This is a genomic window from Achromobacter veterisilvae (assembly GCF_037619525.1).
In the GTDB taxonomy this organism is placed as follows: Bacteria; Pseudomonadota; Gammaproteobacteria; order Burkholderiales; family Burkholderiaceae_B; genus Achromobacter; species Achromobacter veterisilvae.
The window spans coordinates 105,567-123,643 of the sequence record NZ_CP148753.1 but is presented as its reverse complement, the minus strand read 5'-3'; the positions used below and the strand labels follow the sequence as shown (position 1 = coordinate 123,643).

Below are 18,077 nucleotides of genomic sequence, written 5' to 3'. Positions count from 1 at the left end.
GGGGCCGGGGCCTCGGCCTCAGGCGGCGGCCGCGAAGGGCGGCGCGTAGCGGCGCAGCCGCAGCGCGTTGCTCAGCACGAATACGCTGGACAGGGCCATCGCGCCCGCCGCGAACACGGGCGACAGCAGGGTGCCGTTGACCGGGTACAGCAGGCCCGCCGCCACCGGGATCAGGGCGACGTTGTACGCGAACGCCCAGAACAGGTTCTGCCTGATGTTGCGCAGCGTGGCCTTGGACAGGCCGATCGCGTTGGGCACGCCGCCCAGGTCGCCGGACATCAGCACGACGTCGGCGGCCTCGATGGCGATGTCCGTGCCGGTGCCGATGGCCAGCCCCACGTCGGCCTCTGCCAGCGCCGGCGCGTCGTTGATGCCGTCGCCCACATAGGCGATCGGGCCGTATTGCTTCCTCAGCCGCTGCACGGCTTCGACCTTGCCGTCGGGCAGCACCTCGGCGACGACTTCGTCGATGCCGAGCTGGCGGGCGATGGCGTTGCCCGTGCGGCGGTTGTCGCCGGTGATCATGGCGACCTTCAGGCCCAGGCCGTGCAGCGCGCGGATGGCGGCGGCGGTGGTGTCCTTGATGGGGTCGGCCACGGCGATCATGGCGGCAAGCCGTCCATCGACCGCGGCGTACAGCGGCGTCTTGCCTTCATCGCCCAGCCGCGCGGCGTCCGCGCCGAACATGTCCACGTCCAGGCCCAGTTCGCGCATGTAGCGGTCGGCGCCGATGTCGACCCGGGCGCCGTCCACGTCGGCCTTCACGCCGAAGCCCGTGATCGATTCGAATTGCGAGATGGCGCCCAGGGCGATACCCTGCCCGCGGGCCGCTTCCACGATGGCCTGCGCGATGGGGTGTTCGGATTTCGCCTCGACGGTGGCCACCTTGCCCAGCACGGCGGCGCGTTCGAATCCCGGCGCCACGATCAGGTCGGTCAGTTCGGGGCGGCCCTTGGTCAGCGTGCCGGTCTTGTCCACGGCCACGACCTTGGCGTCCTTCAGGGATTGCAGCGCTTCGCCCTTGCGGAACAGCACGCCCATCTGCGCGGCGCGGCCCGTGCCCACCATGATCGAGGTCGGCGTGGCCAGGCCCATCGCGCACGGGCAGGCGATGATCAGCACCGCCACCGCGTTGACCAGCGCGAAGGTCAGCGCGGGCGTCGGCCCGAACGCCAGCCAGATGGCGAAGGTGACCGCGGCGGCCGCCATGACGGCGGGCACGAACCACATGGTGATGCGGTCCACCAGGGCCTGGATCGGCAGCTTGGAGCCTTGCGCCTGTTCGACCATGCGGATGATCTGCGCCAGCACCGTGTCGTTGCCGACCTTGGTGGCGCGGAACGTCAGCGCGCCGTTCTGGTTGACGGTGCCGCCCACGACTTCGGAGCCGGGCGTCTTCTCGACGGGCACGGGTTCGCCGCTGATCATGGATTCGTCGATGAAGCTGCTGCCCTCCACGACCGCGCCGTCCACCGGGATGCGTTCGCCGGGCCGGACCTCGATCAGGTCGCCGGCGATGACTTGCTCGATGGCGATCTCCATGGCCGCGCCGTCGCGGACGACGCGGGCCGTCTTGGCCTGCAGGCCGAGCAGGCGCTTGATGGCCTCGGAGGTGTTGCCCTTGGCGCGGGCCTCCAGGTAGCGGCCCAGCAGGATCAGCGCCACGATGACCGCCGCGGCCTCGTAATAGACGTTGACCGTGCCGGCCGGAAGCAGGCCCGCCGCGAACGTGGCGACGACCGAATAGGCGTAGGCGGCGGAGGTGCCCACCGCCACCAGGGAATTCATGTCGGGCGCGCCGCGCAGCAGCGCCGGAACGCCTTTCTGGAAGAAGCGCAGCCCGGGGCCGAACAGCACGATGGTGGACAGCGCGAACTGGATGTACCAACTGTTCTGCGTGCCGATGGTGTCGGCGATCAGGTGGTGGAAGGCCGGCACCATGTGGGCGCCCATTTCCAGGATGAACACGGGCAGCGCGAACAGCGCGGCGACCGCCAGCGCGCGCTTGAGCGCCTTCAGTTCGGCGGCCTGGCGTTCGGCCACGGCGTCGGTATCGCTGGATTCGCCGGAAAGGACCCGGGCCTCGTAGCCCGCCTTGGCCACCGCCTGGACCAGGGCGCTGGCCGCGACGCCGCCGGCGGCCGTGACGTGGGCGCGCTCGGTGGCGAGGTTGACCGTCGCGCCGCTCACGCCCGGAACCGCCTTCAGGGCCTTTTCGACCCGGCCCACGCACGACGCGCAGGTCATGCCGGCGACCGACAGTTCGATGCCGGTTTCCGGCACGGCATAGCCGGCCTTCTGCACGGCCTGGACCGCGGCGGCCACGTCGGGCGTCCCGGCGAAGGTGATGTCGGCGCGTTCGGTCGCCAGGTTCACGCTGGCCTTGGCTACGCCCGGGACGGCCTTCAGGGCCTTTTCGACGCGACCGACGCAGGACGCGCAGGTCATGCCTTCGATCGGCAGGCTGACCGCGATGCTGTCTGCTGGGCTGGAACTCATTGCCGCTCCTTGAAAACTGGGAATTTCCTGTGGATGGCTCCCACTATAAAGATTCCAACGATGTCAAGGTCAAGCGGCCGGAACGCCCGGCCGGTATTCATGGGGTCAGATCATGGATTTTCCGCTGCGTTTCGCGGCGCGGATGTCCTGCCACAGCGTTACGCAAAGAATCGCCAGGATGAGGGCGGAGATGGCCGGCCAGACTAGGAAGTACAACGTCAACCACATATCGGTCTCCTTGTTCGCGTGGATAGGATCAGCCCTTGGCGGGCAGGGCGGCGGGGCGCTGCGCGGAGGGGCGGGCCTGCGTTTCCTGCTCGCGGTGGAACGAGGTCACGCGGTCGGCCAGGAGGGCGAAATCGAACCGCTGCGTGTTGCGCAGGCTCAGGCCCGCGCACACCGCCGCGCTGACGCCATAGGCGGTCAGGGAGCCCATCAGGACGATGTACTCGCGCAAAGCCCCGATGAAGGCGGGCAGCATGACGGCCACGCCGGCCGCGCCCACGGCGATCGCCGCCTTGCGGCCGAAAAAGCCGAACGTCATGAGGCCCAGGACCACGCCGCCGCCGATGGCCGCGCAGATCTCGAAGAAGACCGCGACGGCGCCCTCGATGGGGATGAGTTCGAAGCGCACCACCGTGAACAGCGCCACGGCGCTGAGCACCGAGCAGACGAAGGCGCGGTTGTCCACGCGGTCCCAGTAGAAACTGGCGATCACGGGGAAGACGATGGCGCCCCACAGCGCGCCGACGAAGACGAGCATGACCAGGATGTCCAGCCGCAGGCTGGCGAAGATGACGCCGACCATCGTGGCGACGATCATGGTGGCGCGGCCCCACCAGAGCATGCGTCGCGGATCCGGGCGGCCGCGCGCAAGGTTCTTGGCGTAGAGATCGGTCATGACGATGGCCGACAGGGCCGCCAGGTCGGAGTCCGCGGTGGACGACAGCGAGCCGACCACCAGGAGGAAGAACAGCGCGATGCCGAAGGGGGGCAGGTAGGTGGACGCCATCTGGGGAATGATGTTGTTCATGTCGCCATTGGCCGGTTCGAGGCCGACGAAGAGCGCCAGCAGGCCCAGCATGCCCAGTCCGATCACGACGGCGCCGTATCCGGCCGTCGCGGTCAGGAAGGTCGGCTTGATCAGGTCTTCGCGCACGGCGAACAGGCGCTGCGCGATTGTCTGGTTGCCGATGGCGTAGGCGAGCACCGCCACGAAGTAGGGAGCGCCCTGTTCCAGGATCGCCTTGGTGGAATAGAAGTCGGCCTGCTCGGAGTCCAGGCGCCACATATTGGCCTGCAGCACGCCGGGGCCGCCGGCGTTGAAGAAGATCAGGGGAATGATGATGACTGCCGCGATGATCATCGCGGCGAGCTGCGCGAAGTCGGTCATCACCGAAGTTCGGAAGCCCGACCACAGCGTGTAGGACAACACGCCCAGGCCGGCGATGAGCACGCCCTGGATGAACGTCAGCGGGCTCAGGATGGAGACCAGCGCGCCGGCCGCGGTGAAGTTCACCATGAGGCTGATACAGCTCCCCACGATGTTGGATACCGCCATGATCATCTGGCTGGAGGTGCCGTGCCGCGCGTGGATGACCTCGGCCAGCGTATGGGCCTTGGGCGCGAGCTGGCGGAACCGCCTGCCGAAGGGATAGATGAAGAGAATCATCAGCGCGCCCCAGAAACCGTAGTGCAGGGGGCCGGACAGTCCGTACTTGTAGCCCGAGGTGGCGCTGGCGTAGAACGACGCGGCCCAGATCCAGGTGGCGATCATGCTGGCCGTGGACAGGCCGAAGCCGACCGCGTTGTTCGACACCATGTAGCCGTCGACGTTCTCGTTCTTCTCGCCGATGAACAGCGACATGAGGAACGTCGCGCCATAGAAGCCCGCGAGCAGCAGGATGGCGGTTGTCGCCGATAGCTGAAAGAATTCTGTCTCTTGCATCGTCTTCGTCCTTTCTCCTTGACAGCGTATTCATGACGGACAGTCATGGCTGCATGAAGGCCGTTTCCGCGGAATGCGATGGGCGGCAAACCCCGATGACGCAGCCGAAACACCTGGCGAGCGGCCGCAAGGGCGATCGCGAGCCTGCCCGGCGAAGGCGCGGCAAGCGACGCCCTCGGCCGAACAGCGACAAGGCACACCGTGTAGGTGTCTTGCTGCCGCATTGCGTCGAACGTGAGTTGCTTTAAACGTTGCCCAATGCGGTGAGCGATGGTCCTGCCTGGTGGGCAGGAAAATTGTTCCGCAGCCGGTAAGGCTGGGTTGTGGTGTTTCGGCGTTGCGCGCCGGGCCGCTGTGCGCGGCCTTGTGACGGATGCCCCCGGGCAATGTGTATCGCCTGGCGGGCATGCGTAGTGAACTACAGCAGGACCGCAGTATAGGACCATAGCCGTGTCGAGTCCAGCGGACGGGCGGCATGCGCGCCGCCTGCTGGACGCGGTATCGCGATTTCCATTGAAGACTATCGCGACACTTAATTGGCCGCCGCCGCCGCCGTCCGATAAGGTGGAAGGCCAGGCAAGTCGAAGGCAAACCATGACAGACCGCGTATTCATCAATGCCGTCGGAATCGACGGCAATCCCCTAACCCTGGCCGTCCGCGATGGGCGCATCCTCGCGATCGGCGCCGAGCCGCCGCCTTTCGGTCCGGCCGACACGATAGACCTGCGCGGCCACCTGGTGCTGCCGGGCTTCGTCGACGGCCACATCCACCTGGACAAGAGTTTCGTCGGCGACCGCTGGCATCCCCACCGGCCGGCGGCCACGCTGCGGGAACGGCTGGCTATGGAGAAGCGGGAGCTGGCTGACGCGCCGCCGATCGAAGCGCGCGCCGACGCGCTCATTGCGCAGGCGGCCGCCTTCGGCACCGTCGCGATGCGCAGCCACGTCGACGTCGACGCCACCACCGGGCTGGCGAACCTGCACGCCGTCATGGCGGAGCGGGAGAAATGGCGCGGCATCGTCGATATCCAAGTGGCGGCGTTTCCGCAGGCCGGGGTGATGTCCTGTCCGGGCACGGCGCAACTGCTGGAGGCGGCGGTGCGCGAAGGCGCGGAGGTGGTGGGCGGGATCGATCCCTCCACGCTGGACGGCGATGCCGACGGCCAACTCGATTGCGTATTCGGCATCGCCGACAGGCTGGGCGCGCAGATCGACATCCATCTGCACGAACCGGACATGCAGGGCGTCGCGCAACTGGCCCGCATCGCCGCGCGGACCCGCGCCCTGGGGCTGGCGGGACGCGTCGCCGTCAGCCACGCCTATGCGCTGGGGGACGTCGGGCCGAAGGCGCTGGACGAGGTGGCGCGCAAGCTCGCGGACGCCGGCGTGGCGATCATGACGAACGCGCCGGGCGACCGGGCCTTTCCGCCGGTGCTGCGCCTGCGCGCGGCGGGTGTTCGGGTGTTCGCGGGCAACGACAATATCCAGGACACCTGGTGGCCCTACGGCAATGGCGACATGCTGCAGCGGGCGATGCTGATCGGCTACCGCTCGGGTTTCTACACGGATGCCGATCTGTCGGTTGCGCTGGACATGGCGTCGCATGCGGGGGCGGCCGCGCTGGGGCTGGAAGGCTATGGGCTGCGGGCGGGCAATGAGGCTACCTTCGTGGCGCTGCCCGCGCCCAACGCGCCGGCGGCCGTCGCCGCGGCGCCCGCGCGGCGTTTTCTGTTCCGCAAAGGAGAGCCGGTCGGCGAGGCGGCGGCGTTCGCTGCCGGCGCCGTCAGGCGGCCGGCGGTGTGACCGTGCCGGCGCGCAGCTCGCAATAGGCCGTCAGGGCGCGCAGCAAGGCATGGCCGGCGTCGCTGAGGCGCGAGCGCGCATAGAGCGCCAGGCGCAGGCCGCCGGGGGCGGCGTAGCCCTCTTCGGCCGTCAGCACGCGGTGCCCGGCGGCGACGCACGCGGCCGGCAGCAGGCTGATGCCCATTCCCGCCGCCACCGCGGCCGTCAGGCTGGGCAGGCTGGGGCTGGAGAAGCGCACGTGCCAGGGCTTTCCACAAGCTTCGAGCATGGCGGTCATTTCCTGGCGGTAGAGCGCGCCGGCCGGAAAGGCGACCAGCGGCACGGCCGTGTCGGGCGTGGGCGGCGGCGAGCCATGCGCGGCGATCCAGCACAGCGGCTCGGGCCATTGCGCGTGGCAGTCCGCGTCGACTTCCCACTGTTTGACCAGGAGCAGGTCCAGTTCGCCTTCGCGGTAGCGCCGCAGCAGCTCATGACTGAGCCCGCCCTCGACCTCCACGCGCAAGAGCGGATACGCGGCCTGCACGGCCGCGAGCGTGGGCATCAGCGTCGATCCCATGAAGTCTTCGGGCGCACCCAGGCGCAGCGACGCGCTTGCCTGCGCGGCGGCGACGCTTTCGCGCGCTTCCTCGGCCAGGCGGAGGATGCTGCGGGCATAGCCGAGCAGGCGCCCGCCTTCCTCGGTGGGCAGGACGTGGCGCTGCGTCCGGTCCAGCAGCCGGCAGTTGAGACTGTCTTCCAGGCGGATCACGTGCTGGCTGACGGTGGATTGCGTCAGGTGCAGGTATTCGGCCGCGCGCGTGAAATTGCCCGTGTCCACGACGGTGACGAAGCTGCGCAGCAGGACGGGGTCGAGCATCGGGATTTCCACTGAAAGCTATCAAGCCAATTAATTTCATGATAGCTCGCGGCGTTGCCATACTAGCGGCCATGGCCGGGTGACCCCGGAGACGATCGATTGAGGGAGCGTTCGATATGCCTATTCTTGGCGCGTGCCGTATCTGGCTGGCGGCATTCCTGCTGGGCCTGGGAGGCGGAGCCGCCGCCGGCGGCCAGGATGCGGCATTGCTGGCGGCGGCGGGCGAGGGCGACGCCGCCCGCGTCAAGTCGCTGCTGCGGGAAGGGGCGGCGATAGAGGCGCGCGACGGCAGCGGCAATACGCCGCTGCTGCGCGCGGCCCAGGGCAACCACGCCGAGGCCGCCCGGGTCCTGATCGAGGCGGGCGCCGACGTCAATGCGAAGAACGCGATCCACGACAGCGCCTACCTGCTGGCCGGCGCCCGCGGCTACCGCGACATCCTGGCGATGACGCTGGCGCACGGCGCCGACCTGAAGAGCACCAACCGCTATGGCGGCACCGCCCTGATTCCCGCCTGCGAGCGCGGGCACGTCGAGGTGGTGGACATGCTGCTGCGCGCCGGCGTGGACCCGGACCATGTGAACAACCTGGGATGGACCGGTTTGCTGGAGGCCGTGATCCTGGGCGACGGCGGCGCGCGCCACCAGGCGATCGTGCAGCGGCTCATCGAGGCCGGCGCGGACGTCAATCTGGCCGATGGCAAGGGCGTGACGCCGCTGCGGCATGCCCGCGACCGCGGCCAGGCCGAGGTCGCGCGGCTGTTGGCGGCGGCGGGGGCGAAAGAGTGAGCATTGCCTTTAATTATCAAAGTGTTTTCTTGGTTAATTAACGGCGCCTCCGTAATATGCGAAAGCCATAGCCTGATCGATCGATGCGTTGCGCCGTCATGCCGCCGGGCATGGGCGCGCGCGGGCGGTCCTTTGCCTGGAGCTTGCATGTCGGTACAAGAAGGAAGCTGGGGAGACTTGCTCTCCGGCACGAACCTGGCGCCTTCCATCGCGCTGTCGGGCGGGGTGGCGCTGCACGCCATCAACATCTACATCGCCACGACCGTGCTGCCGTCGGTGGTCAAGGACATCGGCGGCCTGGAGCTTTATGCCTGGAACACGACGCTGTTCGTGGCCGCGTCCATTCTCGGATCGGCGCTGACCGCCAAGCTGCTGGCCGCCGCGGGATCGCGCGGCGCGTATGCCGCAGCCGCCGCGTTCTTCATCGCGGGCAGCCTGGCCTGCGCCGCGGCGCCGAGCATGCCGGCGATGCTGTTCGGCCGCGCTTTGCAGGGCCTGGGCGGCGGCTTCCTGTTCGCCTTGTGCTACGCCATGATCTATGCCGTGTTCGACGAGCGCCTGTGGCCGAGGGCGATGGCGCTGATCTCCGGCATGTGGGGCGTGGCGACCCTGCTGGGGCCGGCGATAGGCGGCGTGTTCGCGCAGATGGATGCCTGGCGGGCCGCGTTCGGCACCCTGGTGCCTGTGACGCTGCTGTACGCGGCCCTGGTGTGGCTGGTGCTGCCCACGCGCGGCCGCGAGGGCGCGGCGGCCGCCGGCAAGCTGCCGGTTGCGCAGTTGCTGCTGCTGACGGTGGCGGTGCTTGCGGTCAGCGCGGGCAGCGTATCGCCCGATCCGCGCTGGAACGCCGCCGGGGTGGCGCTGGCCATTGTTCTGATGCTGCTTCTGGCGCGCAAGGAATCCACCAGCCAGACGCGCCTGCTGCCCAAGAATGCGCTGCGCCGCGGATCGCCCCTGCTGGCCCTGTATGCCACCATCGGTCTGCTGGTGGTCGGCATGACCAGCGAAACTTTCGTGCCGTACTTCCTGCAGACCCTGCATGCCCAGACGCCGCTATTGTCGGGCTACCTGGCCGCGCTGATGGCGGCGGGCTGGACGGTAGCGGAAATCTGGAGTTCGGGCTGGAAAGACGGCGGCATCCGCCGCGCCATCGTCAGTGGCCCGGCGCTGGTGCTGGCGGGCATGGTGATGCTGGCGTTCAGCGCGCCGCTGCATGCGCAAGGCGATTGGCCGGTGCTGGGGTTCATCTGTTTGGGCTTGACGCTGGTGGGCTTCGGCATCGGGCTGGGCTGGCCGCACCTGCTGACGCGGATTCTGCAGGTGGGTCCCAGCGACGACCGGGACGCCGCCGCCACGTCGATCACCACGGTGCAATTGTTCGCCACGGCGCTGGGCTCGGCCCTGGCGGGCATGATCGCCAATCTGGGCGGCTTGAATGCGCCCGGCGGCATCGAGGGCACGTCGAGCGCATGGTGGCTCTTCGCGGTGCTGGCCGTGGCGCCGCTGCTGGCGATCTTCAGCGCCGCGCGCGTCGCCGTGTCGCTAGCGCCGCGATGAAATGAAAAACGGGGCCGAGGCCCCGTTCCTTCGCGCAAAGCCGTGCGTCGGACTCAGAACCCGTCGCGCGGCACGTGCACGCAGCCTTCCATCAGCACGCGCGCGCTGCGGCTCATGATGGCCTTGGTGACCTTCCATTCGCCGTCCACGAGCTGGGCTTCGGCGCCGACGCGCAGCGTGCCAGACGGATGGCCGAAGCACACGTTGTCGCGTTCGCCGCCGCCGGCGGCCAGGTTCACCAGCGTGCCGGGCACCGCCGCCGCGGTGGCGATGGCGACCGACGCCGTGCCCATCATGGCGTGGTGCAGCTTGCCCATGGACAGGGCGCGCACCAGCACGTCGATGTCGCCGGCGCCGATTTGCTTGCCGCTGGAGGACACGTATTCCTTGGGAGGCGCGACGAAGGCGACCTTGGGCGTGTGCTGGCGGCCGGCGGCTTCTTCCAGCGTCTTGATCAGCCCCATGCGCAGCGCGCCGCGGGCGCGGATGGTCTCGAAGCGCGCCAGCGCCGGGGCGTCGCCATTGATGTCGTCCTGCAGTTCCGCGCCGGTGTAGCCCAGGGCCTCGGCGTCCAGGAAGATGGTGGGGATGCCGGAGTTGATCATGGTGGCCTTGAACGTGCCGACGCCCGGCACTTCCAGGTCGTCCACCAGGTTGCCGGTGGGGAACATGGAGCCGCCGTCGCCTTCTTCGGCCGGGTCCATGAATTCCAGGCGCAGTTCGGCGGCGGGGAAGGTCACGCCGTCCAGTTCGAAGTCGCCGGTCTCCTGCACGGCGCCGCCGGTGATGGGCACGTGGGCGACGATGGTCTTGCCGATGTTGGCCTGCCAGATGCGCACGACGGCGATGCCGTTGGCGGGCACGCGGGCCGGGTCCACCAGGCCGTTGGCGATGGCGAACGGGCCCACCGCGGCCGAGAGGTTGCCGCAGTTGCCGCTCCAGTCCACGAAGGGCTGGTCGATGGAGACCTGGCCGAACAGGTAGTCCACGTCATGGCCGGGGCGGCTGCTTTTGCCGACGATGACGGTCTTGCTGGTGCTGGACGTGGCGGCGCCCATGCCGTCGATCTGCTTGCCGTAGGGATCGGGGCTGCCGATCACGCGCAGCAGCAGGGCGTCGCGCGCGGGGCCTGCCACGCGCGCGGATTCGGGCAGGTCGTCCAGCTTGAAGAACACGCCTTTGCTGGTGCCGCCGCGCATGTAGGTGGCGGCAATCTTGGTCTGGGGAGCATGGGCCATGGGGCAGTCCTGATGTTTCGGTGTAAGGGGTGCGGGTCAGCCGGCCTTTTTGTCGGCGCCGGCCGCGGATTCGGCTTCCAGGAAGTCCTGCGCGAAGCGCTGCAGCACGCCGCCGGCCTCGTAGATCGACACTTCTTCGGCGGTGTCCAGGCGGCAGGTCACCGGCACCTGCACGGTCTGGCCGTCGCGGCGGTGGATCACCAGCGTCAGGTCGGCGCGCGGCTTGCGTTCGCCGATGACGTCGTAGCTTTCGGTGCCGTCCAGGGCCAGCGTCTTGCGGTCGACGCCCGGCTTGAACTCCAGCGGCAGCACGCCCATGCCGATCAGGTTGGTGCGGTGGATGCGTTCGAAGCCTTCGGCCACGATGGCTTCCACGCCGGCCAGGCGCACGCCCTTGGCGGCCCAGTCGCGCGACGAACCCTGGCCGTAGTCGGCGCCGGCCACGATGATGAGTGGCTGCTTGCGGGTCATGTAGGTTTCGATGGCCTCCCACATGCGCATGACCTTGCCCTCGGGCTCCACGCGCGCCAGCGAACCCTGTTGCACCGTGCCGTCGGCGTTCTTCACCATTTCATTGAAGAGCTTGGGGTTGGCGAAGGTGGCGCGCTGCGCCGTGAGGTGGTCGCCGCGGTGGGTGGCGTAGGAATTGAAGTCCTCTTCGGGCAGGCCCATCTTGTGCAGGTATTCGCCGGCGGCGCTGTCCATCAGGATGGCGTTGGACGGCGAGAGGTGGTCGGTCGTGATGTTGTCGCCCAGCACGGCCAGGGGCAGCATGCCGCGCAGGGTGCGCTCGCCGGCCAGCGCGCCTTCCCAGTACGGCGGGCGGCGGATGTAGGTGCTCATCGGGCGCCAGTCGTACAGCGGGCTGACCGCGGCGCCGCGTCGGTCCTGGATGCCGAACATGGGTGCGTAGACCTTGCGGAACTGCTCGGGCTTGACGGCGGACTTGACCATGGCGTCGATCTCTTCGTCGCTGGGCCAGATGTCCTTGAGGCGGATGTCGCGGCCGCTGGCGTCCTGCCCCAGCACGTCGCGCTCGATGTCGAAGCGGATGGTGCCGGCGATGGCGTAGGCGACGACCAGCGGCGGCGAAGCCAGGAACGCCTGCTTGGCGTAGGGGTGGATGCGGCCGTCGAAGTTGCGGTTGCCGGACAGCACCGCGGTGGCGTAGAGGTCGCGGTCGATGATTTCCTGCTGGATCTTCGGGTCCAGCGCGCCCGACATGCCGTTGCAGGTGGTACAGGCGAAGGCCACGACGCCGAAGCCGAGTTTTTCCAGGTCTTCGGTCAGGCCGGCTTCGTCCAGGTACAGCGAGACCGCCTTGGATCCGGGCGCCAGCGAACTCTTCACCCAGGGCTTGCGGGTCAGGCCCGCGCGGTTGGCGTTGCGCGCCAGCAGGCCGGCGGCGATGACGTTGCGCGGGTTGCTGGTGTTGGTGCAACTGGTGATTGCCGCGATGATCACGGCACCGTCGGGCATGCGGCCGGGTTCGTTCTCGACGACGCCGGAGATGCCGCGCTCGGCCAGGTCGGCCACCGGCAGGCGGCGGTGCGGGTTGGACGGGCCGGCCAGCGTGCGCACCACGCTGGACAGGTCGAAGCGCAGCACGCGTTCGTATTCGGCGTTCTTCAGGCTGTCGGACCACAGGCCCGCGGTCTTGGCGTAGGTTTCCACCAGCGCGATCTGTTCGTCCTCGCGGCCGGTCAGGCGCAGGTAGTCGATGGTCTGCTGGTCGATCGAGAACATCGCGGCCGTGGCGCCATATTCCGGCGCCATGTTCGAGATGGTGGCGCGGTCGCCCAGCGTCAGGCTGGAGGCGCCTTCGCCGTAGAACTCCAGGTAGGCGCCCACGACCTTTTCCTTGCGCAGGAATTCGGTCAGCGTCAGCACGATGTCGGTGGCGGTGATGCCGGGCTGGGCGCGGCCGGTCAGTTCGACGCCGACGATGTCGGGCAGGCGCATCCAGGACGCGCGGCCCAGCATGACGTTCTCGGCTTCCAGGCCGCCCACGCCGATGGCGATTACGCCCAGCGCGTCCACGTGCGGGGTGTGGCTGTCGGTGCCGACCAGCGTGTCGGGGAAGGCCACGCCGTCCTGCGTGTAGATGACGGGCGACATCCGTTCCAGGTTGATCTGGTGCATGATGCCGTTGCCCGGCGGCACGACCTCGATGTTGCGGAAGGCCTGCTTGGTCCAGTCGATGAAGTGGAAGCGGTCTTCGTTGCGGCGGTCTTCCACGGCGCGGTTCTTGGCGAAGGCGTCGGGGTCGTCGCCGCCGTATTCCACGGCGAGCGAGTGGTCCACGATCAACTGCACCGGCACGACCGGGTTGACCTTGGCGGGGTCCCCGCCTTTTTCGGCGATGGCGTCGCGCAGGCCGGCCAGGTCCACCAGCGCGGTCTGGCCCAGGATGTCGTGACAGACCACGCGCGCCGGATACCAGGGGAAGTCCAGGTCGCGGCGGCGCTCGATCAATTGCTTCAGCGAATCCGTCAGCATGGCCGGGTCGCAGCGGCGCACCAGGTTCTCGGCCAGCACGCGGGACGTGTAGGGCAGGCGGTCGTAGGCCCCGGGCGAGATCGCCTCGACGGCGGCGCGGGTGTCGAAGTAGTCCAGGCGGGTGCCGGGCAGGGGCTTGCGGTAGGAGTGGTTCATGCCTCGGTGCGCTGCAGGTTGCCCTGCGCGATCTGCTGTTCGATGTTGAGACGGGATGCGCGGATGTGGCGGCGCATCAGGATTTCAGCCAACTCGCCATCGCGGTCGGCGATGGCGTCAAGAATGCGGTGGTGTTCGGCATAGGCCTGCCGGGGGCGGTTGGGCGTCGTCGAATACTGGATGCGGTACATGCGCGCAAGCTGGTAGAGCTCGTCGCACAGCATGCGGAACAGCATCTGGTTGCCGCTGCCCTTGACGATGCGGTAGTGGAAGTCGTAATCGCCCTCCTGTTCGTAGTAGCCGAGCCCAGCCTGGAAGGCCTCGTCGCGCTCGTGCGCTTCAAGCACGCCGCGCAGTTCCGCGATTTCGGCGGGGGGCATGCGTTCGGCGGCCAGGCGGCAGGCGGTGCCTTCCAGCGATTCGCGGATTTCGTACAGTTCGGAGAGTTCCTGCCGCGACAGCGACACCACGCGGGCGCCGGCATGCGGCACGCGGACCAGCAGCCGCTGGCCTTCCAGCCGGTGCAGGGCCTCGCGCAGCGGGCCCCGGCTGACGCCGTGGACGCGCGCCAGCTCGGGTTCGGAAATCTTGCTGCCGGGGGCGATCTCGCCCTTGACGATGGCGGACTGGATCTTGCGGAAGATATGTTCCGAAAGCGTCTCGCTATCGCCCGGGGCGGCGCCCGGCAGCGTCAGCACTTTGCTCATTGTGTCGACAATTTTCCGGTTTCGTGGAGAAAAAATCGGAATAAGGCGCGGTTAAGCGACGGATTGTCAACAATTTACCCCGGGACCGGGGCGCGCGCAAGCGGCCGGCCCCAGGGCGCCCGGCGCGGGCCTACCGCTTGTGATGCACCTCCTGCAGGCCGTAGACCTGCACCGGCATCCCCACCTGCCGCGCCTTCAGTTGCAGGGACAGGTACTGCGAGTAGTGCCGGGACTGGTGCAGGTTGCCGCCGTGGAACCAGAGCGCATCCTGTTGCGTGGGCTTCCACATATTGCGCTGTTCGCCCTCCCAGGGGCCGGGGTCCTTGGTGGTGTCCGAGCCCAGGCCCCAGCATTTGCCGACCTTGTCCGCGACTTCCGGGCTGATCAGGTCCGCCGCCCAGCCGTTCATCGACCCGTAGCCGGTGGCGTAGACCACCAGGTCGGCGGGCAGGGTCACGCCGTTTTTCAGCACGACGGCGTCGCGGGTCAGGTGGCTGACGTCGGTGCGGGATTGCAGCTTGATGCTGCCGTCGATGATCAGGTCGCAGGCGCCCACGTCGATGTAGTAGCCCGAGCCGCGCCGCAGGTATTTCATGAACAGGCCGGAGCCGTCGTCGCCCCAGTCCAGCATGAAGCCGGCGGCTTCCAGCTTGCCGTAGAACTCGGCGTCGCGCTCTCGCATCTGGTCATACAGCGGGATCTGGAACTGCGCCATGATTTTGTAGGGCAGGGACGCGAAGGTGAGGTCGGCTTTGCGGGTGGTCATGCCGCTGGCCAGCGCCTGCTCGGAATACAGGCCGCCCAGGCCGATGTCCATCAGCGTGTCGGACCGCACGATGTGGGTGGACGAACGCTGCACCATGGTGACGTTGGCGCCGGCTTCCCACAGCGCCGCGCAGATGTCGTGCGCGGAGTTGTTGGCGCCGATGACCACGACGTTCTTGCCGCGGTACGCGTCGGGGCCGGGGTGGCGCGAGGAATGTTGCTGTTCGCCCTGGAATTCGTCCTGTCCGGGGAATTTGGGGATGTTGGGCTTGCCGGACATGCCCGTGGCCAGCACCAGTTGCTTGGGCCGCAGCACCACCGGCTTGCCTTCGCGCAGCACGGTGACTTCCCATTCCTGCTTCTGCTCGTCGTAGCGCGCCGATTGGCAGACGCTGGACGTCCAGTAGTTGAGCTCCATGATCTTGGTGTACATCTCCAGCCAGTCGCCGATCTTGTCCTTGGGCGCGAAGATCGGCCAGTTCTCGGGGAAGGGGATGTAGGGCAGGTGGTCGTACCAGACCGGGTCGTGCAGGCACAGCGACTTGTAGCGCTTTCTCCAGCTATCGCCGGCGCGCTCGTTCTTTTCGATGATGATGGTGGGCACGTCCAGTTGGCGCAGGCGCGCGCCCAGCGCGATGCCGCCCTGGCCGCCGCCGATGATGAGCACGTAGGGCTGGGTCTGGTAGCCGAGTTCGGCGGCCTCCTGCTCGCGCTTTTCCAGCCAGGTCTGGCGGGTCCGGCTGCTGCCGTGCTCGGCGCCCTTGGGCCGGCGCACGCCGCTCGGCTCCTCGTGGCCCTTGAGTTCGGACATGGTGGTCAGCAGCGTCCAGATCTTGCCGTCCTTGACGCGGACGTGGCCGTAGCCGCGGGCCAGGTTGGTCTCGATCTCGATCCAGCCTTGCAGCAGGCCGCCGTCGTCGGACACGGCCTCCTTGGCGTCGCGGCTGAAGCGCACCGGCTCCACCTGCGCCAGTTGGCGCCGCAGCATGTCGCGGATCTGGCCGTGCCCTTCCAGGGTGCGCAGGTTCCAGGTGAACAGCACCAGGTCGCGCCAATAGCATTCGTCCTGGAACAGTCCGGCGACGGCATCGATGTCCTTGTTGCCCAGCGCGGTGTTCAGGCGGGCGAGCACGGCGTCCAGGGCCGCGCCGGCATGATCGGTCTGCATGTCTTGTCTCCTTGCCCGTTGCGGGCGGTCGTTGTTGTGTCGGACCGGCGGGCGGTCCGTCGGCGGCCCCGGCCTGTGCCGGCCGGTGGGCGTCGATAACGATCAAGCAATCGCCATGCCACCCGCCCGGGGGCGCGGAACGCCCGGGAACGGCGAGGGGCCGGGACCGGGCGCCGTGGCGGCGCGCCACAGGTGTGGCGTTCGGGTGTGGCGCGCCCTGTCAGTGGCGCGAGGAGAGGCCGTAGCGCCGCATCTGGCGATGGACGGTGGAGCGGTCCACGCCCAGGCGCCGGGCGGCTTCGGACACGTTGCCGGCGCAACGCGCCAGCATGGCGCGCAAGGCGGCTTCTCCGGGGCTGGCGGCTGCCGCCGCCGGCGCCAGCGCGTCGGGCAGGTCGCCGGGTTCGATGACGCCGTTTTCGCACAGCGCGGCCGCCACCGCGATGACATTGGCAAGCTCGCGGATGTTGCCGGGCCAGGAATGGGCTTTCAGCGCCATCAGCGCGGCGGGCGCCAGCGCCGGGGCGCCCGAGTCGTCCTGGTGGCGCGCCAGCAGGCGGGCGATCAGCCACTCCAGGTCGTCGCGCTCGCGCAGCGGCGGCACGGTCAGCGTCGCGGCGTTGACGCGGTAGTAGAGGTCTTCGCGGAAGCGTCCCTCGCGCACCAGCGCCGCCAGGTCGCGGTGCGAGGCCGACACGAGGCTCAGGCGCACCGCGCGCGGCGCGTTGGCGCCGATGGGAGTGACCTCGGATTCGGCCAGGACGCGCAGCAGCCGGCTTTGCAACGCCAGCGGCATGTCGCCGATTTCGTCCAGGAACAGGGTTCCGCCGTCGGATTCCTCGATCAGGCCCTTGCGGCCCTTCGCCGCCGCGCCGGTGTAGGCCCCCGGCAGGTAGCCGAACAGTTCGCTTTCGATCAGGGATTCCGGGATCGCCGCGCAGTTCACGGCGACGAAACGGCCCGCGCGCCGGCTGCCGTCATGGATGGCGCGGGCCAGGTATTCCTTGCCCACGCCGGTTTCGCCTTGCAGCAGGATGGGCAGGCCCTGCCTGGCCAGCTTGGCGGCGCGCGCCAGCAGGGCGGCCATCCTGGCGTCGCCGCCGTCCAGACCGCGCACCGCGACGGCCGCGCCCCGGGCGTGCCGGTTGGGTTCGATGGCGTGCGCGAACAGGGCGTTGCCGTCGCGCGCGGCGATCAGGCGCTGCTGCGGCGCGTGGGCGCGGGTGTAGCGGGGCAGGTCGTCCAGCTCCACGTCGAAGAAACGGGTGACGGGTTGGCCGATCAGGCCGGCGGGATGGCGCCAGTCCAGGCCGGCGGCGCTGGCCAGCAGCTTGGCGCCCGTGTGCGTCATGCCCAGGATGCGGCCGGACCCGTCCAGCGAAATGGCGGCCTCTGGGTCCACGTCCAGGAATTCCGGCGAACGCGCAAAGCGCAGCACCCATTCGTTGCGGGTGCGCGCCATCAGGTTGGCCATTTCGATGCGCCGCGCGGTGCTGGTGACCAGGTGCAGCGCCAGGTTCTGGCTGGTTTTCAGGATGGGGGAACTGAGCAGCGAGAGGTCCAGAACGGCCGCCAATTCGCCGTCGGCGCTGTAGATGGGCGCGGCGGTGCAGGACAGCGGCGTGTGGGTGTTGTCGAAGTGGTCGGTCTGGTGGATGGTGAGCGCTTCGCCGCTTTCCAGGCAGGCGCCCACGGCGCAGGTGCCGGCGCGCCGCTCCGACCATTCCGATCCCAGGTACAACCCGGCCTTGCGCAGGCTGGCGGTCTGTTGCGCGTCGCCCAGGAATTCCACGGTGACGCCCTGGCGGTCGGCCAGCAGCAGCACGTAGTTTTGCCCGGCGACGTGGCGGAACAGGCTGTCCAGGCCGGAGCGCGCAATGGCGATCAGCGCTTCGGATTGCTGGCGGTGTTCCCGCAGCCGCCCGTCCGGCACGATATAGGCCTCGCAGGCATGCGCGGGATCCAGGCGGTACTGGTCCAGGCAGCGCAGCCAACTGCTCACCACGTGCGCGTCGCGCTGGGTGGGGCGGCCCAGGCCGACCTGTTCGATCTCGCGGATATGGGCGGAGTGCAGGGAATTCGGCATGTCGTCT

Annotated in this window: 12 protein-coding genes; 3 read left to right on the top strand and 9 right to left on the bottom strand. The window is 68.7% G+C overall.

What is annotated here, in order from left to right; all coding sequences use genetic code 11:
* Positions 1–18: 18 nt before the first annotated feature.
* The 3 genes from WHX56_RS00500 to WHX56_RS00490 all read right to left on the bottom strand — a co-directional run bounded on the left by WHX56_RS00500 (position 19) and on the right by WHX56_RS00490 (position 4,447).
* On the bottom strand, positions 19–2,499 hold the full coding sequence (locus tag WHX56_RS00500; RefSeq protein ID WP_338879920.1) for a heavy metal translocating P-type ATPase: 2,481 nt from the start codon (positions 2,497–2,499) through the stop codon (positions 19–21).
* Between the two features lie 105 nt (positions 2,500–2,604).
* Complete coding sequence (locus WHX56_RS00495; RefSeq protein WP_244234988.1) at positions 2,605–2,727, bottom strand: putative transporter small subunit; 123 nt, start codon at positions 2,725–2,727, stop codon at positions 2,605–2,607.
* 28 nt (positions 2,728–2,755) lie between these two features.
* Positions 2,756–4,447 (bottom strand): sodium:solute symporter family protein, encoded by a 1,692-nt coding sequence (locus WHX56_RS00490; protein ID WP_287755087.1) that lies wholly within the window; start codon positions 4,445–4,447, stop codon positions 2,756–2,758.
* A gap of 594 nt (positions 4,448–5,041) precedes the next feature.
* Here WHX56_RS00490 and WHX56_RS00485 point away from each other — a divergent pair.
* Positions 5,042–6,250: an amidohydrolase family protein gene (locus tag WHX56_RS00485; RefSeq protein ID WP_338879919.1), complete on the top strand. Its 1,209-nt coding sequence runs from the start codon at positions 5,042–5,044 to the stop codon at positions 6,248–6,250.
* Here the strand turns inward: WHX56_RS00485 and WHX56_RS00480 are convergent.
* Complete coding sequence (locus tag WHX56_RS00480) at positions 6,231–7,106, bottom strand: LysR family transcriptional regulator (protein ID WP_338879918.1); 876 nt, start codon at positions 7,104–7,106, stop codon at positions 6,231–6,233. The genes WHX56_RS00485 and WHX56_RS00480 overlap by 20 nt on opposite strands.
* 116 nt (positions 7,107–7,222) lie before the next feature.
* Here WHX56_RS00480 and WHX56_RS00475 point away from each other — a divergent pair, with 116 nt between their 5' ends.
* Both WHX56_RS00475 and WHX56_RS00470 read left to right on the top strand, forming a co-directional pair.
* On the top strand, positions 7,223–7,894 hold the full coding sequence (locus WHX56_RS00475; RefSeq protein ID WP_338879917.1) for an ankyrin repeat domain-containing protein: 672 nt from the start codon (positions 7,223–7,225) through the stop codon (positions 7,892–7,894).
* A gap of 147 nt (positions 7,895–8,041) precedes the next feature.
* Positions 8,042–9,451, top strand: a complete 1,410-nt coding sequence (locus WHX56_RS00470; RefSeq protein WP_338879916.1) for an MFS transporter — start codon at positions 8,042–8,044, stop codon at positions 9,449–9,451.
* A gap of 53 nt (positions 9,452–9,504) precedes the next feature.
* Here the strand turns inward: WHX56_RS00470 and prpF are convergent, their stop codons facing one another.
* The 5 genes from prpF to WHX56_RS00445 form a co-directional block, all read right to left on the bottom strand.
* Positions 9,505–10,689 (bottom strand): 2-methylaconitate cis-trans isomerase PrpF, encoded by a 1,185-nt coding sequence (prpF, locus tag WHX56_RS00465; protein WP_338879915.1) that lies wholly within the window; start codon positions 10,687–10,689, stop codon positions 9,505–9,507.
* Positions 10,690–10,725: 36 nt separating this feature from the next.
* On the bottom strand, positions 10,726–13,344 hold the full coding sequence (gene acnD / locus WHX56_RS00460; protein ID WP_338879914.1) for a Fe/S-dependent 2-methylisocitrate dehydratase AcnD: 2,619 nt from the start codon (positions 13,342–13,344) through the stop codon (positions 10,726–10,728).
* A complete protein-coding gene (locus WHX56_RS00455; RefSeq protein ID WP_129240082.1) occupies positions 13,341–14,051 on the bottom strand; it encodes a GntR family transcriptional regulator in 711 nt (236 codons plus the stop codon). The genes acnD and WHX56_RS00455 overlap by 4 nt, the downstream gene beginning before the upstream one ends.
* A gap of 130 nt (positions 14,052–14,181) precedes the next feature.
* On the bottom strand, positions 14,182–15,984 hold the full coding sequence (locus WHX56_RS00450; protein ID WP_338879913.1) for an NAD(P)/FAD-dependent oxidoreductase: 1,803 nt from the start codon (positions 15,982–15,984) through the stop codon (positions 14,182–14,184).
* Between the two features lie 220 nt (positions 15,985–16,204).
* Complete coding sequence (locus WHX56_RS00445; protein ID WP_338879912.1) at positions 16,205–18,070, bottom strand: sigma-54-dependent Fis family transcriptional regulator; 1,866 nt, start codon at positions 18,068–18,070, stop codon at positions 16,205–16,207.
* Between the last annotated feature and the right edge of the window lie 7 nt (positions 18,071–18,077).